Source organism: Pseudomonas sp. SWRI81 (genome assembly GCF_014268545.1).
Classification (GTDB): Bacteria; Pseudomonadota; Gammaproteobacteria; order Pseudomonadales; family Pseudomonadaceae; genus Aquipseudomonas; species Aquipseudomonas hamedanensis.
In genome coordinates this window covers 115,791-140,997 of record NZ_JABWQS010000006.1, presented here as the reverse complement: position 1 = coordinate 140,997, position 25,207 = coordinate 115,791, and the positions used below count along the sequence as shown (strand labels likewise).

Below are 25,207 nucleotides of genomic sequence, written 5' to 3'. Positions count from 1 at the left end.
CTCCCATGGCATCCCTGAACAAGCAACAGAAACGCGCCAAACGCGCCAAGGCCAAAGCCAAGCAAATCCGTATGGTCGGGCGCAAGCCGCTGGATCAGGACGAAGACCTCGGCCACCTCGCCGAGCCGATCCCCGATTACACCCTGGCGATGTTCAGCAAAATGCGCGACGCCGAAGCCGTCAGCCGCAACGAGATGTTGCTGACCCTGCTGCGCGAACTGGCGTTCATCATCGTCGATCACCCTGAATTGCTCGACATGGAAAACGCCGACAACGAAGGCATGGCCGCCACCCACCTGGCCGCCGACATGCTGATCGACTACCGCATGTGGGCCGATGGCATGACCATCGAAGAAGCCCAGGCCTGGCTGAGCGAGCCGCAGTTCATCACCGATTTCGGGGTGGCGCTGGATGCTTATGGGAAGTCGGTAGACAACCAGGAAGAAAAGAGCGAATAACCGCTGCTCAGAAATCAAAACGGCCGCGAGTCATCCCTGACAGCGGCCGTTTTTTGTTTGGATGGCTTAGCTACCCTTTGTCCGATGACAGTGTATATCCCGTTGACATATCCCGAGCACAACTTATCCTTAGGCCATCACAGGATCAGACCCAGAGGTCAAATATGGAACAGACCACAATTTTCATGAGCAACAGAAGTCAGGCAGTTCGGCTGCCAAAGGCAGTTGCGATGCCCGGCGACGTTAAACGAGTGGAAGTCATTGCGATTGGCAGAACACGCGTCATTACGCCTGCTGGAGAAAGCTGGGATAGCTGGTTTGATGGCGACAGCGTCAGCCCTGATTTCATGGCTGACCGTGAGCAACCCACTGATCAGGAGCGCGAGTCGTTCTGATGATCAAATACATGCTAGATACAAACATCTGCATCTTCACCATCAAGAACAAACCACAGGTTGTCCGGGAAGCTTTCAATCGACATTCCGGGCAATTGTGCGTCAGCGCTATCACGCTTATGGAGCTTATTTACGGTGCTGAAAAGTCCGCGGCCCCGGAAAAGAATCTGGCGATCGTCGAAGGTTTCGTTGCGCGACTGGAAGTCTTGCCTTTCGACAATGACGCAGCCGCACAGACCGGGATGATTCGATCTGAACTTGCGAAAGCGGGAACACCGATAGGGCCGTACGACCAAATGATCGCAGGCCACGCGCGGTCACTTGGACTTATCGTGGTCACGAACAATGTGCGGGAATTTGAACGTGTTTCCGGATTGCGTATTGAGGACTGGGTTTATCCCGACTGAGCAAAGCTCACAAACAAAAACGGCCGCTTGTCGTCACTGACAGCGGCCGTTTTGCATTACGCGTAATGGATCAGTTCAACACCACCGCGCCACGCTTTTCCAGCTTGCGACGACGCGCCACCAGCAGACCGGCGGCCACCACCATCAGGCTCAGCAGGCCTGTCGCGAGGATTTCCACGCGGTGCGCTTCTTGGAACAGCATGATGGTCAGCGCCGCGATGATGAAAATGATCACCGCGTAGGTCAGGCCTGGAAACAGCCACATGCTGAAGACGATTTTTTCGCCCCGCGCCATGCGCTGTTTGCGCATACGCAGTTGCGAGAACGCGATCACCAGATACACCAGCAGGGCGATGGCGCCGGAGCTGGCCAGCAGGAATTCGAACACCGCAGCCGGAGCGACATAGTTGGCGAAAGTGCAGAGGAATGCGGCGCCGGTCGACAGCATCACAGCCCAGTAAGGCGTGCCGCTTTTGTTGGTACGGGTCGACATGGCCGGCGCATCGCCGCGCTTGCCGAGGGAGAAGAGCATGCGCGAAGAGGTGTAGAGCGCCGAGTTCAGGCAACTGGTCACCGCGACCAGCACCACAATGTCGACGATCATTTTCGCGTTCGGGATGCCCATACGCTCAAGCACGGTCTGGTACGAACCGAGGTTGGCCAGTGTCGGATCGTTCCATGGCACCAGCGCCACGACGATGAAGATCGACACGAGGTAGAACAGGCCGATCCGCCAAATCACCGAGTTGGTCGCCTTGGAAATCTGCTTGCCCGGGTTCTTCGATTCCGCCGCCGCGATGGTGACGATTTCGGTGCCCATGAACGAGAACATGGTGGTCAGGATCGCGCCCAGCACAGCACCCATGCCGTTCGGCAGGAAGCCACCGCTGTCGAACAGATGCGACACGCCGCTGACCTGACTGGTCGGCAGGAAGCCGAAAATCGCCGCAAGGCCAAGGCCGATAAAGCCAATGATCGCCAGCACTTTGATCAGGGCGAACCAGAACTCGAACTCGCCGTAATTTTTCACGCTGAACAGGTTGGTCACGGTCAGCAACATCGTGATGACTAAAGCAAAGGCCCAGATATCGACGCCCGGGAACCACGCATGCAGGATGGTCGCGGCGGCGTTGGCCTCCAGCGGAATGACCAGGACCCAGAACCACCAATACAACCAGCCGATAGTGAAACCGGCCCAATGGCCGATGGCGCGGTCGGCGTATGTCGAAAAGGAGCCGGTGTCCGGCGAGGCCACGGCCATTTCGCCGAGCATGCGCATCACCAGCACCACTAGCGTACCGGCAGCAGCGTAGGCCAGCAGCACGGCGGGGCCGGCGGCGGCAATGGCATGGCCGGAGCCAACGAACAGACCGGCGCCGATCACACCGGCGATCGACAACATGGTCACATGACGCGGTTTGAGCCCCTGTTCGAGGCCGTTGGAGCTTGGAATACTGCTCATCGAAACTACCTTTGCAAGGAAAGCGAGTGCATCCGGCCCGCCTGAAATTCCCTTCTCGTAAAAAGAATCCAACGGGCTGTTCCTTATTCTGCACGCAAGATTTGCGCCAAAATGTTTCAAGTCCCTGCATGCCGGGGGCGTTGCGGTCAGTTCAGCTTTCGATGCAAGTCCTTGTGTTTAATGTCTATTCGCCAAAGCGTTACCCTGCGACTCACTTTCAAGACGAATTCGCGCACCAGAAACACACCTGAAAAGTGCGTGATGCACAGAAAAAGCGCAATTGAGGAACGTTCGGCCGGATAGCGCTTCCAACACCCCGCCAAAGCTGGCAACATCGCGCCTTTTTTTACGCGACACCCACGGGCTTGCATGATCAAACACCCGTTCGGTTGTTGACGGGGCGACAGTCTGCTGCGCCGATGCGACAACCTGCCACATGCCACCCGTTTACCGCTCGTAGCGCTGTTGGCTGCCATTGAAACGCTATGCTAGCTTGGCCGCCTCGCCAGGAAGGCCCGCCAACAGCAGGAGCGCAACATATATGAGGAACGCACATGGCTGAGGCCACGCCCGCGCTTGAAATCCGCAACTTGCACAAACGCTACGGACAGCTTGAGGTGCTCAAAGGCATCTCGCTGACCGCCCGCGACGGCGATGTGATCTCGATCCTCGGTTCCTCCGGTTCCGGCAAGTCCACGTTCCTGCGTTGCATCAACCTGTTGGAAAACCCGCACCAGGGCCAGATTCTGGTGGCCGGCGAAGAACTCAAACTCAAAGCCGCTAAAAATGGCGAACTGGTTGCCGCCGATGGCAAGCAGATCAATCGCCTGCGTTCCGAGATTGGTTTTGTATTTCAAAACTTTAATCTGTGGCCGCACATGAGCGTGCTCGACAACATCATCGAAGCCCCGCGCCGCGTGCTCGGCCAGAGCAAGGCCGAGGCCATCGAAGTCGCCGAAGCCCTGCTGGCCAAGGTCGGCATCGCCGACAAGCGCCACGCCTATCCGGCGCAACTGTCCGGCGGTCAGCAGCAACGCGCAGCGATCGCTCGCACACTGGCGATGCAGCCGAAGGTGATTCTGTTCGACGAGCCCACCTCCGCCCTTGACCCGGAAATGGTTCAGGAAGTACTTAGTGTCATCCGCGCATTGGCCGAAGAAGGCCGCACCATGCTGCTCGTGACCCATGAAATGGGCTTCGCCCGTCAGGTCTCCAGCGAAGTGGTGTTCCTTCACCAGGGCCTGGTAGAAGAGCAAGGATCGCCACAGCAGGTGTTCGATAACCCGCTTTCGGCGCGCTGCAAACAATTCATGTCCAGCAACCGCTAACGGAGCAACATGCATGCAGAACTATAAAAAGGTCTTCCTGGCCGCAGCCGTCACCCTCGCGTTCAGCGCCGGTGCCATGGCTGAAACTCTGAAGATGGGCATCGAAGCGGCTTACCCGCCGTTCAACAACAAAGACGCCAGCGGTCAGGTTGTCGGCTTCGACAAAGACATCGGCGACGCCCTGTGCGCGAAGATGAAAGCCGAATGCACCGTGGTCACGTCCGACTGGGACGGCATCATCCCGGCCCTGAACGCGAAGAAGTTCGACTTCCTGATCTCCTCGCTGTCGATCACCGAAGAGCGCAAGGGCGCGGTTGATTTCACCGACCCGTACTACTCGAACAAACTGCAGTACATCGCACCGAAAAATGTCGACTTCAAAACCGACAAGGACTCGCTCAAGGGCAAGACTATCGGTACCCAGCGCGCCACGCTTGCGGGCACCTGGCTGGAAGACACTTATGGCGATGACATCAAAGTCAGCCTCTACGACACCCAGGAAAACGCCTATCTCGACCTGACCTCCGGTCGTGTCGACGCCATCCTCGCCGACAAGTACGCCAACTATGACTGGCTGAAAACCGACGCCGGCAAGAACTACGAGTTCAAGGGCGACCCGGTCGTGGAGAGCGACAAGATTGGCATCGCCGTGCGCAAGGGTGATCCGCTGCGCGAGAAGCTGAACGCCGCGCTGAAGGAAATCGTCGCCGACGGCACCTACAAAAAGATCAACGACAAGTACTTCCCGTTCAGCATCTATTGATTCTGACCTGCGGGACCGGCGCCGAGATCGTTCGGCGTCGGTTCCCGACCTTGCCTGCCGCGATTTGAACAGAAATCCATGATTATCAACCTCTACGGATTCGGCCCGGCCCTTGCTGCCGGCGCGCTGATGACTGTCCAGCTGGCGCTCACGGCCCTGTGCCTGGGGCTGGTGCTCGGCCTGCTTGGCGCCTTGGCCAAGACTTCCCCGTACAAGCCGCTGCAATGGCTTGGCGGCACCTATTCGACCCTGGTGCGAGGCGTCCCGGAATTGCTCTGGGTGCTGCTGATCTACTTCGGTACGGTCAACCTGATGCGCGCCCTCGGCGAGTACTTCGGCAACCCCGACCTGCAACTCAACGCCTTCGCCGCCGGAGTGATCGCACTGGGCCTGTGCTTCGGCGCCTACGCCACGGAAGTGTTCCGCGGCGCGCTCCTCGCCATTCCCAAAGGCCACCGTGAGGCCGGCCAGGCCCTGGGCCTGTCGAAATGGCGGATCTTCACCCGCTTGATCATGCCGCAGATGTGGCGCATTGCCCTGCCGGGCCTGGGCAACCTGTTCATGATCCTGATGAAGGACACCGCGCTGGTGTCGGTGATCGGCCTGGAAGAGATCATGCGTCACGCGCAGATCGGCGTGACCGTGTCGAAACAACCGTTCACCTTCTATATGGTGGCGGCGGTGATGTACCTCGGCCTGACGGTGCTGGCGATGACCGGCATGCACTTCCTGGAAAAACGCGCCGCCCGCGGCTTTGCGAGGAGCGCTCAATGAACTGGGACGTCATCATCAAATGGCTGCCGAAACTGGCACAAGGCGCGACCCTGACCCTGGAACTGGTCGCCATCGCGGTAATAGCCGGCCTGCTGCTGGCAATTCCGCTGGGCATCGCCCGCTCCTCGAAGCTGTGGTACGTGCGTTCGCTGCCCTACGCCTACATCTTCTTTTTCCGCGGCACGCCGCTGCTGGTTCAACTGTTCCTGGTCTATTACGGCCTGGCGCAATTCGACGCCGTACGGAAAAGCTCGCTGTGGCCATACCTGCGCGATCCGTTCTGGTGCGCCACGGTGACCATGACGCTGCACACGGCGGCGTATATCGCCGAGATTCTACGTGGCGCCATTCAGGCGATTCCACCGGGCGAGATCGAAGCGGCGCGGGCTCTGGGCATGTCCAGACCCAAAGCGATGTTCTACATCATCCTGCCACGCGCGGCGCGCATCGGCCTGCCGGCCTACAGCAACGAAGTGATCCTGATGCTCAAGGCCAGCGCGCTGGCCAGCACCGTCACCCTGCTCGAACTGACCGGGATGGCGCGCACGATCATTGCCCGCACCTACCTGCCCGTGGAGATTTTCTTCGCGGCGGGCGTGTTCTATCTCGTCATGGCCTATGTGCTGGTGCGCGGCTTCAAGCTGCTGGAGCGCTGGCTGCGCGTTGATGCCTGCCAAGGCCGCTGAAACTTCCCACGTGCTGACGGGCGAGGACTTACTCGCCCGCTTCACCGCGCTGGATGCTTTTCTTACAACGCATCAGGCGTTGTGGAAACCCCGACCGTTCACTCATCTTTCGCTTGCTTGGGAAGCGTCCTGCCCCGAGTTGTCTTCGTGGCTACGCGGTCGATCGCTTGAAGACGCCGAGCAAGCTCATAATCATCCTGCCGATCTCATCGGCGCTCCGGAGCCGTTCGCTTCTCTGGCGAGGTTGTCGGCCGAGCTGAGTGCTGTCGGTGAGTTGCCGGGGCATCCACTGGACGCCGCCGGCCATCGCTTGAATGTCGATGTACCGGGACGCAAGTGGCAGCAGATCGAGGCGTTTGCCAGTCGCTTGTCTTTTTCTGCGAAGCCGACGCATTGGCTGGATTGGTGTTCGGGCAAGGGACATCTGGGGCGGCGCTTGTTGAGTGGCTCGCAACAGCTGACCTGTGTCGAATACGATCCCGCGCTCGTTGCCAGCGGTCAGGCATTGAGCCAGCGTCATCATCTACATGCCTTGCATGTGGAGCAGGATGTCCTGGCGGCGGATGCTTCTGCGGTCTTGAACGCGGCCCACACCCCCGTCGCGCTCCATGCCTGCGGCGATCTGCACGTGCGGTTGATGCAACTGGCCAGCGCGGTCGGCTGCCAACAAATGGCGATTGCCCCGTGCTGCTACAACCGCATCAGCCGCAACGAATATCAGGCATTGTCCTCGGTCGGTATGCGATCTGTCCTACAGCTTTCGCAGGAAGATCTGACCCTGCCGATGAGCGAAACCGTCACCGCCGGGGCACGGGTCCGACGCCAGCGCGACACCTCCATGGCCCGACGCCTCGCCTTCGACTTGCTGCAAAGAACATCGCGCGGCATCGACGAGTACTTGCCTACCCCGTCGCTGCCAAGTGCGTGGCTAGATAAGCCGTTCGCCGACTACTGCCGGGATCTGGCAGCACTGAAAGACTTATCCACCGTCGGTTCGCCAGATTGGGAGGCGCTGGAAGCCGCCGGTTGGCAGCGCCTGGCCGAAGTACGCAATCTGGAATTACTGCGCGGACTTTTCCGACGTCCGCTGGAGCTTTGGCTGAACCTGGATCGAGCACTTTTCCTTGTCGAGCAGGGCTACAACGTCCGCCTCGGCACCTTCTGTGAAATACCGCTCACACCGCGCAACTTGCTGCTGCTGGCCGAACGCGAATAAACGGCCAGCAGCCTGTGGATAACTCTGTTGATGAAATTTCGCTGGATCCAATATCCATGCCTGTTTCACGGCAATATCGACCTTGGTCATTTTTTGTTCACATGGATAAAAAACCAGAAAAACAGAGATTTGCGCACAAAATGAGAACCGCTCCGCGAAAACAGGCCTAAGCGCATGGGCGAGCCAGCGCGTTGTGCATAAGCAGCCAATCGAAACGACATAACCGCCGAATCCGCAGCCTGCACAGCGAATATTTGCGAGCGTCCGCCAGCCTTGCTATACAAAGCCTGAACGCGCCGCCCGCGCACGCCAGAACAAGAAAAACCGACCGACAGGAAGCGACCGTGTTCATCTCTTATGCACAGAACTTTGAAGACGTCCGCCTGTGGCGTGCGCTCAAGCAATTCGAACACGGCTTCTACATCGACATCGGCGCCAATGACCCGTGCCACGACTCCGTCACCAAAGCGTTCTACGACAATGGCTGGCAGGGAATTAACGTCGAACCGATGCAGAATTTCTACGACGCGCTCTGCCAGCAGCGCCCGCGCGACACCACCGTGCAGTGCATCGCCAGCGATCAGCCCGGCGAAGTGACGTTCTACGGCATCCCGGACACAGGCCTGTCCACCGCCGATCCCGCCGTGGCCCAGCAACGCAAAGACCTCGGCATGAACGTGCAGCCGCTCACGGTCCAGGCGCGCACGCTCACCTCGATCTGCGAACAATACGCCGCCGACCGGCCGATCCACTTCCTCAAAATCGACGTCGAAGGCCACGAAGAAACCGTCCTGCGCGGCATGGACTTCAGCCGCTTCCGCCCATGGATCATCGTTGTCGAAACCCCATGGCTGCGCGACCACACCTGGGAGCCATTGGTCACAGATGCCGGCTACCAGTCAATCCTGTTCGACGGCCTCAACACCTGGTTCCTCGCCGACGAACACCTCAACCTCAAACCCGCCTTCGACATCCCACCCTGCAACCTCGATAACTTCCACCTCTGCCGCGGCCACGCCCTCGCCCATCCGCTAACCCCCGACGAACCCGACACCGCCCGACAACTCGCCGCAGCCCTGCACCGCGCCGAACAGGCCGAAACGCAACTGCACGCACTGCAAAACAGCCGCACCGTGCGCCTTCTGCAAAAGCTGCGTAACACCCTGCGCAGCGCTTGATTGCAGCCGCCACAAAAATAGTCTGAATTCAGGGGTTTACAGGATCCACCCAATCGCTATAATCGTCGCCCACACGCCGGTATAGCTCAGTTGGTAGAGCAACTGACTTGTAATCAGTAGGTCCCGGGTTCGACTCCTGGTGCCGGCACCATACAGAAAAAGGCTTGCAGCGATGCAGGCCTTTTTTTTGGTCTTCACACGTAACAACGCACGTAACAACGGATCCGCGCAATATGGATATGAATGAAGCGGAGAGCTTCCCTTCACCCGAGTTCATTACGAGGAATGGGGATCTGTTCGAAAAGCATTTCCCACCAGATCTCGATGAACAATCAATGATCTTGAAGGCTCATTTGCTGCTTGAAGCAGCTTTGCGGGATTTCTGTGCGCACTGCGTGCCTAACCCTCAACACCTGTTGGGCGCAAGATTTCAGTTCAATCAGGTTCTTAGCCTTGCGCAAGCATTGTGCCCAATTGCACCAAATGACTTCGACCAAAAGCTCTGGGCAATTGCTAAAGAAGTCAACAAACTGCGCAACGCAATGGCTCACGAGCTTGAGCCGGACGCAAAGAAAATTGATGGATGCAAAAAATCCATCATGCAAAAAGTTAATGATGAGGAGCCCGGCCGGAGTTTGGATTTTCGAGCTTGTCTCGAATATCTGCTTGGAGCTATTAGCGCTTTCCTTCAAATCGCCCTTTTGTTGTATCAGTCCTCCCCTCGCGACGAGAAAACGTAGCAGCTTGATCTTGTTGGGTGCGGGGCTATCGTGACTAGCAGCGGCATTTTGCTGCCCACGGAGGAAAGGCAATGCAACGAGACCCCGATTTGATCCGGCTGCTGATGCTGAAGTTGGAGGCGATGGATAAACCAGCCTCGGCGATTTTCATTATCAATAGCAAAGATGACATGGTTATCCCTGGCTACGACCCCGACAAAGTCTCGTCCGATGGACGCCGCGACTGCGCACAGTGTGGGAAAGCGCGAAGGCTTTGCGCGCCAGGGTTTGGGAACGCCGTAAAACACCTATCCCGATCGCGGCATCGAAGCGCTTTATCATCGTGGCCAGCCACGGTGGCCCGCTTCGTAAAACGAGCCTCGACACCGCCTGGCAACGCTTCATCACTTTGGCAATTGCCGACGGAAACATCGATCCGGAAGATCGCTTCGCGCTGCACGATCTGAAACGGCGTGGCATCACTGACACGACCGGCACCAAGGCCGACAAGCAGGAGGCGAGTGGCCACCGTGACGCGAAGATGATGGATGTCTACGATCACAGTATTCCCGTCGTTTCACCTTCCGCCGATTAATAGTGAAATCCAGCCAGCTGGCCCTTGGCATTTAATGCCGACCAGCTGATGCTGGATACGAGAAGACATTGGGTGTTGCCACTGTGTGCAGACCCTAGGAGTACGCTCGATCGCAGCACTTCCGGCCAATTTCACGGTCTACCGAATGCCCATTTGGGTCTAGCGCACTTATTTTCCAAAGAGACACATTCGAATGAAGACTGCTGCAGCTTTTGCATTTTCCTGGCTGTGTTTCGCCTCTGCGGGCGCATTTGCTGATGATCCGGATAAGGATTATCGAGAGGCCCACAAGCGCTATTGGGAACACCAGCGCGAAATGGATAAAGCGGACATGGAGGATGAGAAGGAGCATCGCAAATTTCACGAAGAGATGGATCGTGAGGAGCGCAAGCATTACGAGGAAATGGAGCGGGAGGACGCAAAGCGTAGAGCCGAATACTATCGTGAGCGCTATAAAAACTGAGCCAATCACGCTTGAAACGCGCCTGCAAGGCTCCAGCCAGAGCATGCATGAGTCCAGCTCGCGCCGCCATTGCCGAACGGAACACCACGTAACAGACGCAACGAGGTTCCCTGAACATGGGAGGGCGGGGTTGTCCTCACGTAACAATGAATCGCGTAAGTCGTTGATTTTATTGTTTAAAGCGCCTTCCTTGTAATCAGTAGGTCCCGGGTTCGACTCCTGGTGCCGGCACCATATTCAAAGCCCCGCAATGCGGGGCTTTGTCGTTTCAGAAGTCAATCATTGACTTCTGCCTTTTGCTGAAAGTGTCGGGATGGGAAAAGCGGTGGTTGATGATGTTGCGGCTACTCTAGGCAAAATTTGTTAGAGACGTAGGCGCTGCTTATTTTACGAGGCGTTTCCTGAAGAGGATGCTTTAGAGCTATTAAAAAGCCCCGTTCCACATCGACTGTGGCGGGGCTCTGAGTACAATTATTTGTTAGTTAGCACGATCTGCTCTTCGTTAATTTACCAGTTACTTTAAATATTAAACTGTACAACTCTCAAGTTCTTACACAACACCATGCATAAAAAACTCAACTGGAACTTTAAAAAAGTCAGAAAAGCCTTTTATTTGAGCTACAGTCATTTTTCGTTTGTTGTTCAATATTTCCGAAATAGCACTCTGACTTGCAATATCAGCTAGATCTTTCTGCTTTATGCCACGATCATTCATTAGAAAGGCTAATGCTTCCGATTGTGAAGAGTACGGAATCAGCACGGTTGCAGTCTCATACTCATACACGCGATCTGCAACCAACTCCGCAAAACGGGCAGCTGCGTGATCTTCACTATCTGCATGAGAGTAGAGCTCATCAATAAGCGTCATCCGCCCCCGCAAGTCATCATCGCTTTCTATAGGATCATGACATGCAGATAACAACTTGGACACTGTCGCTATTTGATCGCTCATACTATCAAACATTGGTGAAATATTAGCTATGAAGGTCTCTAGTCCAGTGGCTTCGATCTTATCACGCTTCATCTTGTCACCTATAATTTCATAATACATAAATTGAGTCGATCTTCCTTGTCAACTACTTAACATCACTATTGCACCACTTGTCATATCCAGCATGGGGCAAAATATCCTTGATAAAAATGGTGCCATTCCGCGTGTTGATCCACACGATAATTCGACACTCATTCTTCTTGATATCAAACACATAAATATCAAGAGGTCCTTTTTGGCTTGGGAGTCTTAGCTTGGAGCGAGGAATACGGTCAACGTTCCATCCTGAAGTATTGACCCAAACCTCACGAATCTGCTCAAAGGACTCGAACCGAAGGGGCGGTCTGTCAAAGGTGGAAAGCCACAATGTGAGTGGGTCTTTCCACTGGCTGTATTTTTCGATGGCTTCAGCTACCGCCGTTTTGGCAATCACTCGCATGTTCTTTTTTTCTCCGGCGTCCCTACATGCAGCGAAGATTATCGCGAATTCAGATATCTGTCAAACAGATATATCTGGATTGCAGATAACATTTCGAACACCTGCCAAAGCACAAATCTACCCGTCTTTGCAAAGCTGGAAACGGTACTGCGTTGTTTGACGATTTCCATGATTTTTTAGTCCTGGAAGCTGCGGTAGCCGGGTACGCAGTGGCGGGGCCGGAGAATCGTTATGTCCAACGAAGCATCTGTTCCAGCCAGATTGGCTGGCATCAAATTTCGTGCGGAAACAATCGACTCCTGGTGCTGCACCATACAAAACGAAGCCCCTGCATAATGCAGGGGCTTCGTTTTTTCTGGGATGTGCTCATCACTCCTCCTTGAATTGCACAAGGACGGTCGCAGGCAGATAACAGAATTTCGCCTTCGTACTAGCGGCCAGCAACCAAATTGAGCCTTCGGCAAGCCTGCTGTAAAAACATCGAGCTCGCCCCGAACATACTTTCTCAGGCTGAGGGCCACGGCGCTGCTTTTCCAACCGTCCGCGCTGAACCTACGCAGCCTCAACCGAAAGCGAAATCCTTCGCCCTAGCTGCTGCAGCGCTCGCTCAACGTTTTCGATCTTGGAGTGGTGCAGGAAATCGACCAGCCGATCGACCTGCGGCCGTTGCACGCCGAGACGACGCGCCAATTCGGCCTTGCTTAAACCTGATTCCAAAAGCGTATTCCACAACGCAACCTTTGCGGCAGTCAGTGCAGGAAGACGCAACACGACATCGTTCTCCTGGTCTCCTGAATGACCAGTAGGAATCATCCGGCGATCATCCACATAGATGGAGAATGCTGTCTCAATAGCGTCAATGGCGGTATCCAATGCCTCCCCGAGGGTATCGCCGACCGCGTGCATCTCTGGAATCGCCGCACAAGTCAGCCAGACGCTGACCGGCTCTTCGTGAACTTCCAAGGCATATTCGAACATCACGCTTCCTCTCATGGGGTACAGCTGAGCCTCAGTCCTTGAGGCCCAACTGTTTGATTATCGTTTTTCTCAATCCTTCGCCCATTTCCTTGGCTCCGTGGTCGGGAAACACAGTTGATTTGCCATTCAAGGAAACCTTGAAGTGGCTGCCCTTACCGGCTTGGAACTCAACGCCTTGGGCTTTCAACCATCGCCGAAACTCGCTGTACTTCATGTGCATCACTCGCTGTTTCGGTAGAGCGAATGTGCAACATATTTGTTGCACATGCAACACGAGTGTTGCATGTGCAACTGAAACCCTCAAGGCCAGCACTCGGCCACGATTGTGCGCTCGATCTTCTCAGGCTACCGTCACACCCGTCGCTGCCAATTCAGCGACCGGGCCTGAGAACCCGGGTAAGATACAGGCGCACCAGCGCGCCAACCCACGATTGCCGGCGCTTTTTTGTGTCTGCATTCACGTGTAATGGCGGCTGTGCGTGGGAGACCTTCGGGTCTGCCGGGTTCCTGTATCTCCGGTTTCTCAGCCTGCGCATAGCTGCCACCCTTTCGCCTGAGAACGAAAATGGCGGCTCTCATTTGATACAGGGAGTTTCACAAATGAATGCCATTGATCTATCCGCAATCCGCCTGTCAGCGATGCCCGTCGCTTCCCGCCTCTTGTCGAATATCAGGTGAAGCGAAATGACCAATTATCCGGATCTGAAAACCCCCGGCCTCACGCATTTTTCCTTCCAGGCAAATCAAGCGCTGTTTCGCACCAATCGTGGTGTGCCAGTGATCGCCGCGCTCTCTCACGCCTCACACCTGCTTCACATCTCCAAGCTACTGACCGCTGACTCTACGGCCTCTAGCGACCCTGACCTTCACGCCTACGCCTCGCAATATCTGCAAGAGTTAAGCAAGGCGCTGATCGATGATGTGGTGAAAGTGATGTACGCGCCGCCAGACAAGCCGTTGATGTAAATCATGCGTATGAAGCCCTCGTTGATGCGAGGGCTTTTTGCGTTTCAGACCTGACTCACCTCAAACACAAACGAAATCCTCCCCTGACTCGCACTCCACACATAGCGCAAATGCTTGCCCTGTTTCGGAATCGACACGGCAGGCGGCCGAAACGCAGCAACGCATTCCTGACCGGGCAATCGCACGCTGTTATAGAGCAGTCCCCAGGATTCAGCATCGCGCAGTTGCCGCGCAAACACCTGTGATGGGCCGTAGGCCTCGGGGTCGGGTTGATGCAGGTGCTCAAAGCCGTGACGAACATCGTGCAGCGGCTTGACCACCTGATTGACGTAAGTGCGCATAGTCAACTCAAGATCAGCTTCCTGAGTCGCAGCAAGAAAGCGTTCCTGATGGAAACAGGTTTCGGCAATGGCGGCTGCCTGGCTGCTGGCGGCGTAGTAGACGCCGAAGGTGCCGTCGCTGAAGCGGCTGCGTTTGCCGACGTGGGTGAACGCGGCCATTACCGGGCTGGAACCGGGGCCGGACAGGCGGTCTTCGGGACGGACGCGGGCGAGTACGCCGGCCTGTTCGATCAGGCGATCATTGGTCAGCGCCTCGATGGCGTAGGCGACTTCAAGGTCTTCGGGGTCGAGTACGTCTTCGAACAGCGCAATCGGCGGAAAGCTGCTGTTGACGATGCGATAGGCGCGCGGCCATGGCACATCGACCAGCGCTGGCGCTTTCAACCGCGGACTCCGTCGAGGTAGCGGCGCACATCGGCGATGTCGACCACCCTCCCCGCCAGCATGTAATCCAGTGCGGTTTGGCCATTGAACGGTGCTGCCGTGTTCGGGCTGCTGACCCAGGCGTAAGCGCGCTCGCGACTGTTGCTGAAGATGATGCTCAACGCCTTGTGAATGCCCATCAGATACGAGATGCGCTCAAGGGTGTCGTTGGGCAGGCGTATGTTCGGCAGGTGTTTGTATTTGTAGAACGTGGTATTGCCGACACCACCGAGCAGGGTGCGCTGTTGCTCAGCGTTGCAGCCCCAGTGTTCCATGAGGTTAAAGAAGAACTTCAGCGCAACGCGACCGGCTTCGGGGGCATCGAGTTGTTCGCGTGGTTGTAAAGCGGGGGATGAAGATGGCATTTGCCGCCTCCTTAGATTTATCGATGCTCAAAGCGTAGTACAGATATGTATCGAAATCCAAGATTAGTACATAAGTGGATTTAAGCTCTGGTTAAGACAAGCCGTCCATGTTGTCGAAACCTCAGCTATTTTTAGACCCCCATCACCCCCGCCCCAGCAAAAACCCCAATCCTCTGTCAGCCTCCAGCCATCGGCGGGGAAATCAATTCGCTACTAAATCCGCGACAACTATGCTCAGGTGCAGGAATATAGCCGGCATAGGCGCCGGACCGGTCCTCTCGTAAACAACAATACCCAGCCCACTTCAGAGGGCATTACCCATGGATAGCAGAACCCTACGCAACCTCATGCGCATCGTGCAGACCGGCTCGTTGTCGGCCGCAGCCGAGCATTCGTGCCTGACGGTGCAGGCGTTGGCCGCGCAATTGAACAAGGTCGAAGAGCAGTTCGGTTTCCGCTTGTTTCGGCGTTCCAACAAGGGCCTGACGCTGACGCCGCAAGGCACGGAGCTGACGCCTTACATCGATAAAGTGCTGATTGCCACGCGGCAGATGGAAGAGAAAGTCGAGGCGCTGAAGGTGCCGGGCCAGCGCACGTTGAAGGTGGCGTTGAACAACACGCTGTCGCCTGACTTCAACCGACGCATGATCGGACGTCTGATCGAGGTGTTTCCCGATTACCAGATGGAATTCAGTTACGCCGAGTCGATGGAAAACCTCAGCAAGCTGAAGAATGAGGATTTTGACCTCGCCGTGCTGATCGGCCCGCAGCGGCCGGGGCTGCCGAGCATCGTTCTGCCGGAGGTACAGGTGCAGGTGGTGGGCGCGCATTGCGGCCAGGAAAACGATCCGCTGACGCTGCTGGGCAATAAGTTTCAGGTGCGTCCTGCGGAAGATTGTCCGTATTCCCACAGCTTTTTGCGTTTTCTCGACGCCGGGCTGGGCAATCACGAGAACGGCCAGCGCATGGTCTATTCGTGCAGCGAAACCCTGACGCTGTCGCTGATCACCCAGATGGATGCGGTCGGCATGGTTTCGCGTGAAGCGGCGCAGAAAAACGGCCTGACGATTTTCCCCGGGTTCGAGGATTTCCTCGAAGTGCGCCTGGCGGTAAACAATCCGGAGTTATCGCACCAGGCGTTGAACGATGTCGTCGATTTGCCGCTACATGAACGAGCCGAGCGCAATGTACGCAGCCGTCCCCACCGCCACACTGAGAAAGAGGTTTTTGCTGAAATACGCACATAACAACGTCGGAATCGCGGCATAGAATTCCGGGCGGTCGAGTTGGATCTGCCGGTCCTTGATCAACAAGGGCGTGAGGCTGATCGCGGCGACGATCGCCACCGGCAAATATTCCAGCGCCCGCGCCACGAACGGCGGCCAGTGCTCGGTGTTGATTTGCAGCGGCAAGGCGCGTGGCAGAAAGGTCACGGCCATCATCAGCACGACCACCAGAATCAGGAACGTTTGGTCAGGCATACACCCACTCCGCAGCCCACAAACGTGGCGATGAATACGTTGAATGGCGAACTGCCGATCAGGCTCAGCACCCCCATGCACACCACGGCAGCCGCGGCCGCAATGAGTTTGTTGCGCGTATTGCACAGCGAGACCAGTACGTAGAGCATCATCGCCGTCAGCGCGTAGTCGAGCTGATATTTGATCAGGTGCGCCGCGTACTGCGCGCACACTGCACCGAGCAAGCCGCCGAGTACCCACGAGGTGTGGCAGAACAGGTTGAAGCCGATCAGGTAGCGCACGTTCACCGGCGCACCGCTGCCGAGCTTCACGCTGTGAAACGCAAAGGACTCATCGGTCAGGCCGCTGGCGTAGCACCAGCGCTCCATACGACTCATACCCAGTGCACGCAGGGCCTTGGCCATGTACACCGACATCAGCATATGGCGCGCGTTGATCAGAAACGTGGTCAGCACGATGGTGGTCAGCGACGCGCCGCTGGAAATCAGCGCCAGCGCGGCGAACTGCGAAGCACCGGCATAAACGAACAGGCACATCGCCACGGGCAGCCACATGGGCAACCCGGCGTTGACGGCCATCAGCCCGAACACGAACGACACGGTGAAATACCCGGCGACCACCGGACTGGCTTCGGCAAACGTGCGCGACGGCTGATCAGCAGCCATCAGCCGCGCACTGCCGGACGTTTCATTCATAGGTCCCTCTCAAATGTCCGTTCGCCATGGGGCTCGCAAAAACCCTGGGCGGTCCAGAATCGCTTGCCCGCGAGGTTAGCATCGTCGACGAACAGAAACATCCGCAGCACGCCGACCCGTTTCATGTCGGACGACGCCGCTTCAACCAGGCGCTGCCCCACGCCCTGGCTGCGATAGCCCGGACTGACAGCCAGATGATTGATCGTGCCGCGGCTGCCAAGCATGCCACCAAGCACCGCGCCGACGATCTCGCCGGTCACGTCGAAGGCGAGGTAAGCCGTGGTGGTTTTCTGGATCAGTACGCCGCGCAGGCATTTGGCGTCCTGCCATTCGCAGAACGACACTTCGTCGAACTGCCGGAAGAAACGCTCCATGCGCTGTGCATCCTTGGCCGTGGCGCGGCGCAGCACCACCGGCGTCGAGCATTCGACGCCGTCGATTGGGGTGATCTGATTAGCGAACAATGTCGAAAGCGGTCCCGGGCCGCGAGAAAGAAATCGCCAGAATCTGCCGATACGCCATGGCATGGGTATGGGTGTTGCGCGCCGGGGTCACATAGTGGCGCATGTCGCGGTCGAGGAAGTAGGTGGTATCGAGAATTTCCTCGTACGTAGTCGCCGCCAGTTGATGCTCGTGGATGTCGTACAAACGACTCTCCGCACCCTCGACATTGTTGCGTCCCCAAAAGTGCACGCCGCTGAACGGATAGCCGTCGCAGTGAATGCCTTCAGGGGTGATTTCCAGCTGCTTGCCGGGTTTGATTTCGATGCGGATCTGATGAATCTGGCACTGCCAGATTTCGTCGTGCAGTTCCTCCGGCAACACGCTTTTGTACACCTCGAAATCGGTGTCGATCAGGCTGCGCATCACCGGTGAAGTCAGCACTTCCTCGGAGAAGTCCTGAAAGTGCCGTACCACGCCGCCGACGTAGGCGTTGTGCTCTTTCGACTGCACATAGGCGCGATGTTCGAGTTGCTTGAGTTCACGCGTCTTCGGGTTGTACTCGAAGTCGCTGTAACGACGGTAACGCATACCCGCGTCGGCCTGACCGTAATAACTGTCTGGCTCCATGTTCTCCCAACTTTTGGTCAGTCTGACAAAGTCGGCGAAATGACCGTAGAGATTGAAGTCACCACCCTGGACGTTGACAAACTTGTCGCGCCGTAGCGATTCGCCCACTTCTCTGTTTAAAACGATCATTACCCAAATCTCCGCTGCGTTGAGCGGCCTAATCTATTAGGTGGAGAATTTGCGTCCATGAGAAAGAATTTCAGGCATTTGAAAAGCCATTTGAAACGAGGCTTGAAGCGACGCGAAAACAACTTTTACGTGACAAAAACACGGGTTTTCCGGTTTTTCGCTGGAAAAACATCAAAAGAAAACCCCGAAGGCCTCGGGGTTTTCTTTTGTTTCTTACGCGCGATCGTTCATCAGAAGATGTTGATCGGGTAGTCCACGAACACGCGCAGCTCGTTGCCGCTGACGTTGTATTCGCTGGATTTCTGCGACACGCGCAGGATCGAGCTGCGCAGCTTCACGCTCAGGTCTTTGGCCGGGCCGCTTTGCACGACGTACTTGAACTGGTTGAAGATCTCGCGCTCGGTGCCGCCTTCGCTGGTGGACGTGGTGATGTTGTCGCCACGCACATACGCGAAGTTGTAGCTCAGACCCGGTACGCCGAATGCGCCGAAGTCCAGGCCGTAGCCCAGCTGCCAGCTGCGTTCGTCTTCGGCGTTGAAGTCCGACCAGTAGGAGTTGGCCAGGTAGATGGAGTTACCACCGTCGCCGACACGACCCTGATCTTTCTGATAGCCGCCGTAGGCGTAACCCAGATTGCTGTCGCCGGTGGAACGCTGGTGCGCCACTGTAAACGAGTGCGGGCCGGTGGCGAAGGTGGCGGCCAGGCTCCAGATCTTGTTATCGTCGCCGGTTACAGCGTTTTCGCGGACATAGGAGTTGTCCAGCTTGGTGCGATAACCGTTGAAGTCCAGGGTCAGCGATTGTTCCTTGTTGAAAGGAATCACGTAGTTGGCGTTCACGTATTGTTTCTTCAACACGTCTTCAACGTCGGACGCGTACAGCGCGCCTTTGAAGTTTTCGGTGAACTGGTAACTACCGCCCAACACGTTGATCGCCTTCAGGCCGCCGCTGTCACGGCCTTCATCGCTCTTGCGCGATTCGGCGGTGAAACGCCCGGCGTTCAGCTCCAGGCCTTTGATCTCGCGGGAGGTGATCAAGGTACCGGTGTAGCTTTCCGGCAGCAGACGCACGTTGTCGTAGCTCAGCACCGGCAGGGCCGGCATCTGGTCGCCGTAGGTCAGCACGGTGTTGGAGAAACGGAATTTTACCGCTGCGCCGCCCTTGGCGATGTCATGCGCCGCGCGACCGTCATTTTCCTGTTTGAAGAAGTCGATACCTTGCGCGCCGGTGCGGCCCTTGCCGCCGTCCAGACGCAGCGCGTACAGACCGAACGCATCCACGCCGACACCGATGGTGCCTTGGGTGAAGCCCGACGAGAACGTACCGATGGCCGCTTGGCCCCACTCGGCTTTGTCTTTATTGCCGTCCTCGTAATCACGATTGATGTAGGCGTTGCGCAACAGCACTTTAAGGCTGCTGTCTTCGACAAAACCCTTGGATTCGGCCTGGTCGTTAGCCATGGCCTGTGTAGCACTCAACATCCCCAGTGCGATCAGACTGATCCGCTTGTTCAACATGTTGTTTTCCTTATTACGGGTTGAAACGCGCTGTGTCGAACGGCTGAAACGGCGCTTTTGCACTCTTCTATTCACCCCGAAACAAAAAGACCCGCCTTGATCGAATCATGGCGGGCCTGCTCCTTGTTTTGAATCATGGCGGTTGGCCACAGGCGTTGGACCGAATCGTAGCCGCGCCCTGAACAGTGTGTCAATTTCAAGAATCGTCTTTAAATAGGCGAAAAACGTCTAAGAAACGTAAAGTTTGCGCTGACTCCTTGCACAGAAATGCCGCCATTCAGTGAATCCAGCGCTTGTTCATATTCAACGCGATGCGCGTATCGAATACGACACATATTGAAACAATCAAACAAAACGACTTCTCAGGAATAATTAACGCTAGCAAATGCAAAGCATTACCATTCGCGCGCTCGAATTCTTCCACCCTTTCGGATGCGCTTCAGATGCCTGCCCCGTTCCGTTTTACGCCCGTCACCCTTGGGCTCTCGGCTTTTTTGTCCAGCAGTCTTGCCTTCGCGGCGACCGAACTGCCCGCCACCTCGATCAGCGCCGAAGCAGCAGCGGACGACCCGCGCGTGAAAGTCAGCAACACCGCGACCCGTACCTCGACACCCGTACGCTACGTGCCGCAGGCAATCGATTCGATCAAGACCGCCAACGTCGCCAACTACGGCACCAATGACATCGGCGACGCCCTGAGTGGCATGCCCAACGTCAGCAGCAGCGCCGACACCCGCTTCGACAGCCTGCGCATCCGTGGTTTCGATGCCAGCAACGATTTCTATCTGGACGGCATCCGCGACGACAGCCAGTACAAACGCGACCTGCACAACATCGAACGCGTCGAAGTGCTCAAAGGCCCGGCCGCCGTGCTTTATGGCCGTGGCAGTCAGGGCGGGATCGTCAACCGGGTGAGCAAAACGCCGGAAGCCGGGCGCCGCTCCACTGTTGAAGCCCAGGGTGGCAGCGAAGATTTGCGCAGTCTTTACGCCGACCTCAGCACCGACCCGAGCGGCACCATCAGCCTGCGCCTGAACCTGGGCAACATGGATGAAAACAGCTTCCGCGATGGCGTTAGTGGCAATCGCCAGTTGCTCGCGCCGTCGATGAGTTGGCAACTGACGCCCGACCTGAACTGGCTGGTGCAGTACGAATACAGCCGTTACAACCGCACGCCGGATCGCGGCATTCCCGGGGTCAACGGGCGCCCCGCCGACGTCGGCCGTGACACGACCTTCGGCAACGACCACGACTTCATCGACGACAAATCGCAATCGCTGCGCTCGAAACTCACCTATGAGATCAACGATAACTGGCAACTGCGCCAGACCCTCGGCGTGTTCAAGCTCGACAGTGATTTCGACAACACCTACCTCACCGGTTACACGCCGGCGACCAACAAGGTCACGCGCCAGCACTGGCAGCAGGACCTGACCACCCGCAACGTCTACAACAACCTTGAACTGGAAGGCGGTTTCGATACGTTCGGACTTGAGCATCGCTTGCTCACCGGGGTTGAAATCGGCAGCCAGCGCCGCGATCCAACCTTGTACAACGCCGCCACCGGCAGGACGCCCGGCGCGCAGCCCGTGCCGTCACTCGACCTGTACAACCCCAACCGCGACCTGCGCCACATCGGTCGCATGCAAGTCTCCAGCAGCAGCCACACCGAGGTCGAAAGCCGAGCAGTGTACGTTCAGGATCAGCTACGCCTGAACGATCAATGGCAACTGCTCGGCGGTTTGCGCTACGACACCTTCGACATCGAATCGACCAACAAGCTGCGCAACATTTCCGAAGACCGTGACAGCCACAGCACCAGCCCGCGCGTCGGCCTGGTCTGGACGCCCCTGCAGAATCATTCCTTCTATGCCTCGTGGTCGAAGACGTTTTCGCCGGTGGGCGGTGGTTTGATCGGCATCACCCCGGGCGCGGCCGGCAATACCAACGACTTGAGCCCCGAGCTGACCAAGCAGAAAGAAATCGGCGTGAAGAGCGACTGGCTCGACGATCGCCTCAGCACCACGCTGGCGGTCTATGACCTGGAGCTTTACAACCGCCGCACCACCGATCCGAATGATCCGACGCTGACGGTAATGTCCGGTCTGCAACGCTCACGCGGGATCGAACTGACCGCCACCGGCAACATCGTCGGCAATTGGTACCTACGTGGCGGCGTCGGTGTGCAGGATGCAACCATCGAAAAAGACAACAACGGCCTGGAAGGCAAGCGCATCAACAACGTGGCCAAGCGCAATGGCAGCCTGTTTCTCACCTGGAAACCGCAAATGGGCTGGTACGGCGAAACCGGCCTGACGCTGGTCGGCCAGCGCTATGCCGACAACGCCAACACCGTGGTGTTGCCGGGCTATGGCCGTTGGGATGCGCTGCTGGGTTACCGGTTGAAAGACTGGGATTTACGCGCGGCGCTGAACAATATTACCGATCGCGAGTACTACGCTTCGGCGACCAGCGCCTTCCAGATTCAGCCGGGAGCGCCGCGTAGCGTGGTGATGACGGGCACCTACAGCTTTTAGGCCAGCGCAAAAAACTGTGGGAGGGGGCTTGCTCCCGAAGGCGCCGAGTCAGTCGACATTATTGTCACTGATCCGACGCATTCGGGAGCAAGCCCCCCCACAGGTTCAATGTTCACAATGGTTTTTGTGTCCTGCATAAAAAAGCGCCGCCATCCCGGCAGCGCTTTGACCTGTCCTTGTTGTTCTTATCCTTCCATTACATCCCATAACGCTTGCAGTTCGGCCTCGCTGAACAGGCCAGCGGGGTAGCGCTCGATCATCATCCGGCGCGGATCAGGTTCCCTGATCTGACGCGTTCCATTGGACTTCAACCAATGCGCGACCAGCTGCAGCGATTCGCCGTTTACCGCCATGGGATGCACAGTCCGCTCGCTGACTACGTTCATTTCGGCGTTCATTTCAGCGCTCTCTCCCCGTTCATGAGCGGCTACGGTATCCAAGATTCATGACAGAACTGTTGAAGTTCCTCTCCCTCCCTAGTGCACTGGAACCGATACAAGAGCTATGCCAAGACTCGGCATCTGTCGACAGGCGGATACAAAAAAGCCCGCCGTCCTTTCGGGCTGCGGGCTTGTGTTCATGCGTAGCGAGCTAATCATTAGCCTGGCCGATTTATTAACCAACTCAAGCTGTTACGACTCAACTCACTCTTTGTGCGGCGCTGGCTGCTGCTGGGTAAGGCAGTGAATATTGCCGCCGCCCAGTAACAGTTCGCGGCCCGGCACCATCACCACTTCATGCTGCGGGAACAGCTTCTGCAGAATCTCCCTGGCCGGTGCGTCCATCGGGTCGTCGAAGCTTGGCGCGATGATGCCGCCGTTGACGATCAGGAAGTTCACGTAGGAACCGGCCAGGCGCACGGACGGGTTACGCTCCTGGGAACCTTCGACCGCATCGACCCCGGCGCACTCTTCTTCGGTCGCGTACAACGGCCCCGGAATCGGCATTTTATGCACCGTGAACGGGCGACCCTTGGCGTCGGTGCTGCCTTGCAGCACTTTCATCGCGGCCTGGCAACGCGGGTAGTTCGGATCCTGCGGATCGTCCGTCCACGCCAGCAGCACTTCACCCGGACGCACGTAGCAGCAGAAGTTATCCACATGGCCGTCGGTTTCGTCGTTGAACAAGCCGTCCGGCAACCAGATGATCTTATCCACAGCCAGATTGGCGCTGAGCACCGCTTCGATCTCTTCGCGGCTCAGGTGCGGATTGCGATTGCGGTTGAGCAGGCATTCTTCGGTGGTGATCAGCGTGCCTTCGCCGTCAACGTGAATCGAACCGCCCTCGAGCACGAAGCCCTCGGTGCGATAACGCGGGCTGCGCTCGATCTCGAGGATCTTGCCGCCGACTTGCGAGTCGCGGTTCCACGGCGAGTACAGGCCGCCATCGAAGCCGCCCCAGGCGTTGAAATCCCAGTTCACACCGCGCAGTTCGCCGCTGTTGTTGATGACAAAGGTCGGGCCGCTGTCACGGACCCAGGCGTCATCGCTGGACATCTCGACCAGACGAATATTCGGCAGATCGAGGCGCGCACGGGCGTTTTCGTATTGGCCGGCGGAGACCGCAACGGTCACCGGTTCGAAACGCGCGATGGCCTTGGCCACCGCCGCGTGTGCGGCTTGCGCCGGTTTGCCGCCCAGGCGCCAGTTGTCCGGGCGCTCGGGCCAGATCATCCAGGTTTGCGTCTGTGGCGCCCACTCGGCCGGCATGTGGAAGCCGTCGGCGCGCGGGGTACTTTTCAATGTGGTCATCAGGACTCCAGGGAACCGTCGAGGGTTTTCAACGCGCCGTACAGATTGGGACGGCGGTCGCGGAATGAACCCCACGCGCTGCGAATATGTTCCAGCTCGTCGAGGTTGAACGTGTGCACAAGAATACCTTCTTCGGTTTTATTCAGCTCCTGCACTTTTTCGCCGAACTGATTGGCGATGAACGACGAGCCGTAGAACGTGATGTCGTAGCCATCCTGTTCTTCGTTGCCGATGCGGTTGCTGGCGATCAACGGCATCAGGTTGGCGCCGGCATGGCCCTGCTGCACACGCTGCCAGTGATCGCGCGACGAGATGGTCTTGTCGTGCGGTTCGCTGCCAATGGCGGTTGGGTAAAAGAGGATTTCCGCGCCTTGCAGGGCCATGCTGCGCGCCGCTTCCGGAAACCACTGATCCCAGCAAATGCCCACGCCGATTTTCGCGTAACGGGTTTTCCACACCTTGAAACCGGTGTCGCCCGGGTTGAAGTAATACTTCTCGTGATAACCCGGGCCGTCCGGAATGTGGCTTTTACGATAAATACCGAGGTTGCTGCCGTCGGCGTCGATGATCGCGATGCTGTTGAAACGCGCGCGCCCGGCCAATTCGTAGAAGCTGATCGGTAGCACCACTTGCAGCTCTTTGGCGATGGCCTGGAAATGCTGGATCGCCGGGTTGTCCTCGACCGGGGTCGCCAGTTGCAAGTAATCCGGATTCGGCTTCTGGCAAAAGTACGGCGCCTCGAACAATTCCTGAATCAGGATGATCTGCGCGCCTTTGGCGGCGGCTTCGCGGACCAGCCTTTCAGCGGTTGCGAGGTTGGCGTGCAGATCCCAGGAACAGGCCATCTGCGTGGCGGCGACGGTAACGATACGGCTCATGAATCATCTCCGGGCAAGTGCTTTGACAGTCGGAAAGTCGACCGAAAAGGAAACGCGCGCACCGGAATGAAACCGCCATGCCGGAGCAATGGCGACTTTATAGCCGATAAATATCTGGTTTAGAAGCACCACGAGAGCGCTCCGCCTGAAAATAATTAAATTAAGCCGATAAAAATCGACAACTCATCACAAAATAAATGT

Annotated in this window: 29 protein-coding genes, 1 tRNA gene and 1 pseudogene; 16 read left to right on the top strand and 15 right to left on the bottom strand. The window is 57.2% G+C overall.

The window, feature by feature from the left end; all coding sequences use genetic code 11:
• Nucleotides 1–5 precede the first annotated feature (5 nt).
• The 3 genes from HU765_RS06290 to vapC all read left to right on the top strand — a co-directional run bounded on the left by HU765_RS06290 (nt 6) and on the right by vapC (nt 1,260).
• Complete coding sequence (locus HU765_RS06290; protein ID WP_186619434.1) at nt 6–458, top strand: hypothetical protein; 453 nt, start codon at nt 6–8, stop codon at nt 456–458.
• A 164-nt stretch (nt 459–622) separates the two neighbouring features.
• Nucleotides 623–853 (top strand): type II toxin-antitoxin system VapB family antitoxin, encoded by a 231-nt coding sequence (gene vapB, locus HU765_RS06285; protein ID WP_039756568.1) that lies wholly within the window; start codon nt 623–625, stop codon nt 851–853.
• Nucleotides 853–1,260 (top strand): tRNA(fMet)-specific endonuclease VapC, encoded by a 408-nt coding sequence (gene vapC / locus HU765_RS06280; protein WP_186548463.1) that lies wholly within the window; start codon nt 853–855, stop codon nt 1,258–1,260. Before vapB ends, vapC begins: the two co-directional genes overlap by 1 nt.
• Nucleotides 1,261–1,330: 70 nt before the next feature.
• On the opposite strand, the gene gabP is transcribed toward vapC, so the two are convergent.
• Complete coding sequence (gene gabP, locus HU765_RS06275) at nt 1,331–2,722, bottom strand: GABA permease (protein ID WP_186619433.1); 1,392 nt, start codon at nt 2,720–2,722, stop codon at nt 1,331–1,333.
• A 554-nt stretch (nt 2,723–3,276) separates the two neighbouring features.
• Between gabP and HU765_RS06270 the strand changes: the two genes are divergently transcribed.
• The 10 genes and pseudogenes from HU765_RS06270 (at nt 3,277) to HU765_RS06225 (ending at nt 10,444) form a co-directional block, all read left to right on the top strand.
• Nucleotides 3,277–4,050, top strand: coding sequence for an ABC transporter ATP-binding protein (locus HU765_RS06270; RefSeq protein WP_186533794.1), 774 nt, complete (start codon nt 3,277–3,279; stop codon nt 4,048–4,050).
• A gap of 13 nt (nt 4,051–4,063) precedes the next feature.
• On the top strand, nt 4,064–4,813 hold the full coding sequence (locus HU765_RS06265; protein ID WP_186548467.1) for an ABC transporter substrate-binding protein: 750 nt from the start codon (nt 4,064–4,066) through the stop codon (nt 4,811–4,813).
• Nucleotides 4,814–4,891: 78 nt separating this feature from the next.
• Complete coding sequence (locus HU765_RS06260) at nt 4,892–5,587, top strand: ABC transporter permease (protein WP_186548469.1); 696 nt, start codon at nt 4,892–4,894, stop codon at nt 5,585–5,587.
• Entirely contained in the window at nt 5,584–6,273 is a 690-nt protein-coding gene (locus HU765_RS06255; protein ID WP_186619432.1) for an ABC transporter permease, read from the top strand. The genes HU765_RS06260 and HU765_RS06255 overlap by 4 nt, the downstream gene beginning before the upstream one ends.
• Nucleotides 6,254–7,489, top strand: a complete 1,236-nt coding sequence (locus HU765_RS06250; RefSeq protein ID WP_186619431.1) for a methyltransferase — start codon at nt 6,254–6,256, stop codon at nt 7,487–7,489. The genes HU765_RS06255 and HU765_RS06250 overlap by 20 nt, the downstream gene beginning before the upstream one ends.
• A gap of 344 nt (nt 7,490–7,833) precedes the next feature.
• A complete protein-coding gene (locus HU765_RS06245; RefSeq protein ID WP_186619430.1) occupies nt 7,834–8,667 on the top strand; it encodes an FkbM family methyltransferase in 834 nt (277 codons plus the stop codon).
• A 75-nt stretch (nt 8,668–8,742) separates the two neighbouring features.
• Nucleotides 8,743–8,818 (top strand) — tRNA-Thr (locus HU765_RS06240).
• 82 nt (nt 8,819–8,900) lie between these two features.
• On the top strand, nt 8,901–9,407 hold the full coding sequence (locus HU765_RS06235) for a hypothetical protein (RefSeq protein WP_186619429.1): 507 nt from the start codon (nt 8,901–8,903) through the stop codon (nt 9,405–9,407).
• A gap of 193 nt (nt 9,408–9,600) precedes the next feature.
• A pseudogene (locus tag HU765_RS06230) lies at nt 9,601–9,981 on the top strand (integrase); the annotation flags it as partial.
• Nucleotides 9,982–10,174: 193 nt separating this feature from the next.
• Complete coding sequence (locus HU765_RS06225) at nt 10,175–10,444, top strand: hypothetical protein (protein WP_186619428.1); 270 nt, start codon at nt 10,175–10,177, stop codon at nt 10,442–10,444.
• 550 nt (nt 10,445–10,994) lie between these two features.
• On the opposite strand, the gene HU765_RS06220 is transcribed toward HU765_RS06225, so the two are convergent.
• The 4 genes from HU765_RS06220 to HU765_RS06205 form a co-directional block, all read right to left on the bottom strand.
• Nucleotides 10,995–11,468 (bottom strand): transcriptional regulator, encoded by a 474-nt coding sequence (locus HU765_RS06220; RefSeq protein WP_186548701.1) that lies wholly within the window; start codon nt 11,466–11,468, stop codon nt 10,995–10,997.
• Between the two features lie 52 nt (nt 11,469–11,520).
• Nucleotides 11,521–11,874: a type II toxin-antitoxin system HigB family toxin gene (locus tag HU765_RS06215; protein ID WP_186548483.1), complete on the bottom strand. Its 354-nt coding sequence runs from the start codon at nt 11,872–11,874 to the stop codon at nt 11,521–11,523.
• 552 nt (nt 11,875–12,426) lie between these two features.
• Nucleotides 12,427–12,852, bottom strand: coding sequence for a type II toxin-antitoxin system HicB family antitoxin (locus HU765_RS06210; RefSeq protein ID WP_186619427.1), 426 nt, complete (start codon nt 12,850–12,852; stop codon nt 12,427–12,429).
• A 31-nt stretch (nt 12,853–12,883) separates the two neighbouring features.
• Nucleotides 12,884–13,066 (bottom strand): type II toxin-antitoxin system HicA family toxin, encoded by a 183-nt coding sequence (locus HU765_RS06205; protein ID WP_186619426.1) that lies wholly within the window; start codon nt 13,064–13,066, stop codon nt 12,884–12,886.
• Nucleotides 13,067–13,536: 470 nt separating this feature from the next.
• Here HU765_RS06205 and HU765_RS06200 point away from each other — a divergent pair, with 470 nt between their 5' ends.
• Nucleotides 13,537–13,818 carry a DUF3077 domain-containing protein gene (locus HU765_RS06200; protein ID WP_186619425.1) on the top strand — a complete coding sequence of 94 codons (282 nt, stop codon included), beginning with the start codon at nt 13,537–13,539 and terminating at the stop codon, nt 13,816–13,818.
• 44 nt (nt 13,819–13,862) lie between these two features.
• Here HU765_RS06200 and HU765_RS06195 read toward each other — a convergent pair whose 3' ends face one another.
• Together HU765_RS06195 and HU765_RS06190 are read right to left on the bottom strand one after the other, a co-directional pair.
• Nucleotides 13,863–14,543 carry an RES family NAD+ phosphorylase gene (locus HU765_RS06195; protein WP_238344650.1) on the bottom strand — a complete coding sequence of 227 codons (681 nt, stop codon included), beginning with the start codon at nt 14,541–14,543 and terminating at the stop codon, nt 13,863–13,865.
• Entirely contained in the window at nt 14,540–14,947 is a 408-nt protein-coding gene (locus tag HU765_RS06190) for an MbcA/ParS/Xre antitoxin family protein (protein WP_186619424.1), read from the bottom strand. Before HU765_RS06190 ends, HU765_RS06195 begins: the two co-directional genes overlap by 4 nt.
• Nucleotides 14,948–15,267: 320 nt before the next feature.
• Between HU765_RS06190 and HU765_RS06185 the strand changes: the two genes are divergently transcribed.
• Complete coding sequence (locus HU765_RS06185) at nt 15,268–16,194, top strand: LysR family transcriptional regulator (RefSeq protein ID WP_122611119.1); 927 nt, start codon at nt 15,268–15,270, stop codon at nt 16,192–16,194.
• Here HU765_RS06185 and HU765_RS06180 read toward each other — a convergent pair.
• The 5 genes from HU765_RS06180 to HU765_RS06160 all read right to left on the bottom strand — a co-directional run bounded on the left by HU765_RS06180 (nt 16,111) and on the right by HU765_RS06160 (nt 19,840).
• The gene (locus HU765_RS06180; RefSeq protein WP_024011198.1) at nt 16,111–16,428 is read right to left on the bottom strand and encodes an AzlD domain-containing protein; all 318 of its coding nucleotides are present in this window, start codon (nt 16,426–16,428) and stop codon (nt 16,111–16,113) included. The two genes, HU765_RS06185 and HU765_RS06180, sit on opposite strands and share 84 nt — an antisense overlap.
• A complete protein-coding gene (locus HU765_RS06175; protein WP_186619423.1) occupies nt 16,407–17,123 on the bottom strand; it encodes an AzlC family ABC transporter permease in 717 nt (238 codons plus the stop codon). Before HU765_RS06175 ends, HU765_RS06180 begins: the two co-directional genes overlap by 22 nt.
• Nucleotides 17,120–17,497: a GNAT family N-acetyltransferase gene (locus HU765_RS06170; RefSeq protein WP_186619452.1), complete on the bottom strand. Its 378-nt coding sequence runs from the start codon at nt 17,495–17,497 to the stop codon at nt 17,120–17,122. The genes HU765_RS06175 and HU765_RS06170 overlap by 4 nt, the downstream gene beginning before the upstream one ends.
• Nucleotides 17,498–17,576: 79 nt before the next feature.
• Nucleotides 17,577–18,323, bottom strand: coding sequence for a 2OG-Fe dioxygenase family protein (locus tag HU765_RS06165; RefSeq protein WP_186619422.1), 747 nt, complete (start codon nt 18,321–18,323; stop codon nt 17,577–17,579).
• A 230-nt stretch (nt 18,324–18,553) separates the two neighbouring features.
• The gene (locus HU765_RS06160) at nt 18,554–19,840 is read right to left on the bottom strand and encodes an OprD family porin (protein ID WP_186619421.1); all 1,287 of its coding nucleotides are present in this window, start codon (nt 19,838–19,840) and stop codon (nt 18,554–18,556) included.
• Between the two features lie 443 nt (nt 19,841–20,283).
• On the opposite strand from HU765_RS06160, the gene HU765_RS06155 reads away from it, so the two are divergent.
• On the top strand, nt 20,284–22,377 hold the full coding sequence (locus HU765_RS06155) for a TonB-dependent siderophore receptor (protein WP_186619420.1): 2,094 nt from the start codon (nt 20,284–20,286) through the stop codon (nt 22,375–22,377).
• A gap of 185 nt (nt 22,378–22,562) precedes the next feature.
• Here the strand turns inward: HU765_RS06155 and HU765_RS06150 are convergent, their stop codons facing one another.
• The 3 genes from HU765_RS06150 to aguB form a co-directional block, all read right to left on the bottom strand.
• Nucleotides 22,563–22,775: a hypothetical protein gene (locus HU765_RS06150; protein ID WP_186548505.1), complete on the bottom strand. Its 213-nt coding sequence runs from the start codon at nt 22,773–22,775 to the stop codon at nt 22,563–22,565.
• Nucleotides 22,776–23,021: 246 nt separating this feature from the next.
• Nucleotides 23,022–24,128, bottom strand: coding sequence for an agmatine deiminase (gene aguA / locus HU765_RS06145; RefSeq protein WP_186619419.1), 1,107 nt, complete (start codon nt 24,126–24,128; stop codon nt 23,022–23,024).
• Complete coding sequence (gene aguB, locus HU765_RS06140) at nt 24,128–25,006, bottom strand: N-carbamoylputrescine amidase (protein ID WP_186619418.1); 879 nt, start codon at nt 25,004–25,006, stop codon at nt 24,128–24,130. The genes aguA and aguB overlap by 1 nt, the downstream gene beginning before the upstream one ends.
• Between the last annotated feature and the right edge of the window lie 201 nt (nt 25,007–25,207).

Coding starts and splice junctions, on each gene's coding strand:
- HU765_RS06190 (WP_186619424.1), bottom strand. CDS start 14,947: ATGCCATCTTCATCCCCCGCTTTACAACCACGCGAACAACTCGATGCC.
- HU765_RS06200 (WP_186619425.1), top strand. CDS start 13,537: ATGACCAATTATCCGGATCTGAAAACCCCCGGCCTCACGCATTTTTCC.
- HU765_RS06235 (WP_186619429.1), top strand. CDS start 8,901: ATGGATATGAATGAAGCGGAGAGCTTCCCTTCACCCGAGTTCATTACG.
- HU765_RS06250 (WP_186619431.1), top strand. CDS start 6,254: ATGCCTGCCAAGGCCGCTGAAACTTCCCACGTGCTGACGGGCGAGGAC.
- HU765_RS06225 (WP_186619428.1), top strand. CDS start 10,175: ATGAAGACTGCTGCAGCTTTTGCATTTTCCTGGCTGTGTTTCGCCTCT.
- HU765_RS06215 (WP_186548483.1), bottom strand. CDS start 11,874: ATGCGAGTGATTGCCAAAACGGCGGTAGCTGAAGCCATCGAAAAATAC.
- HU765_RS06150 (WP_186548505.1), bottom strand. CDS start 22,775: ATGAACGCCGAAATGAACGTAGTCAGCGAGCGGACTGTGCATCCCATG.
- HU765_RS06290 (WP_186619434.1), top strand. CDS start 6: ATGGCATCCCTGAACAAGCAACAGAAACGCGCCAAACGCGCCAAGGCC.
- HU765_RS06270 (WP_186533794.1), top strand. CDS start 3,277: ATGGCTGAGGCCACGCCCGCGCTTGAAATCCGCAACTTGCACAAACGC.
- vapB (WP_039756568.1), top strand. CDS start 623: ATGGAACAGACCACAATTTTCATGAGCAACAGAAGTCAGGCAGTTCGG.
- HU765_RS06265 (WP_186548467.1), top strand. CDS start 4,064: ATGCAGAACTATAAAAAGGTCTTCCTGGCCGCAGCCGTCACCCTCGCG.
- HU765_RS06175 (WP_186619423.1), bottom strand. CDS start 17,123: ATGAATGAAACGTCCGGCAGTGCGCGGCTGATGGCTGCTGATCAGCCG.
- HU765_RS06255 (WP_186619432.1), top strand. CDS start 5,584: ATGAACTGGGACGTCATCATCAAATGGCTGCCGAAACTGGCACAAGGC.
- gabP (WP_186619433.1), bottom strand. CDS start 2,722: ATGAGCAGTATTCCAAGCTCCAACGGCCTCGAACAGGGGCTCAAACCG.
- HU765_RS06205 (WP_186619426.1), bottom strand. CDS start 13,066: ATGAAGTACAGCGAGTTTCGGCGATGGTTGAAAGCCCAAGGCGTTGAG.
- HU765_RS06165 (WP_186619422.1), bottom strand. CDS start 18,323: ATGATCGTTTTAAACAGAGAAGTGGGCGAATCGCTACGGCGCGACAAG.
- HU765_RS06180 (WP_024011198.1), bottom strand. CDS start 16,428: ATGCCTGACCAAACGTTCCTGATTCTGGTGGTCGTGCTGATGATGGCC.
- HU765_RS06260 (WP_186548469.1), top strand. CDS start 4,892: ATGATTATCAACCTCTACGGATTCGGCCCGGCCCTTGCTGCCGGCGCG.
- HU765_RS06185 (WP_122611119.1), top strand. CDS start 15,268: ATGGATAGCAGAACCCTACGCAACCTCATGCGCATCGTGCAGACCGGC.
- vapC (WP_186548463.1), top strand. CDS start 853: ATGATCAAATACATGCTAGATACAAACATCTGCATCTTCACCATCAAG.
- aguA (WP_186619419.1), bottom strand. CDS start 24,128: ATGACCACATTGAAAAGTACCCCGCGCGCCGACGGCTTCCACATGCCG.
- HU765_RS06170 (WP_186619452.1), bottom strand. CDS start 17,497: ATGGAGCGTTTCTTCCGGCAGTTCGACGAAGTGTCGTTCTGCGAATGG.
- aguB (WP_186619418.1), bottom strand. CDS start 25,006: ATGAGCCGTATCGTTACCGTCGCCGCCACGCAGATGGCCTGTTCCTGG.
- HU765_RS06160 (WP_186619421.1), bottom strand. CDS start 19,840: ATGTTGAACAAGCGGATCAGTCTGATCGCACTGGGGATGTTGAGTGCT.
- HU765_RS06155 (WP_186619420.1), top strand. CDS start 20,284: ATGCCTGCCCCGTTCCGTTTTACGCCCGTCACCCTTGGGCTCTCGGCT.
- HU765_RS06220 (WP_186548701.1), bottom strand. CDS start 11,468: ATGAAGCGTGATAAGATCGAAGCCACTGGACTAGAGACCTTCATAGCT.
- HU765_RS06210 (WP_186619427.1), bottom strand. CDS start 12,852: ATGTTCGAATATGCCTTGGAAGTTCACGAAGAGCCGGTCAGCGTCTGG.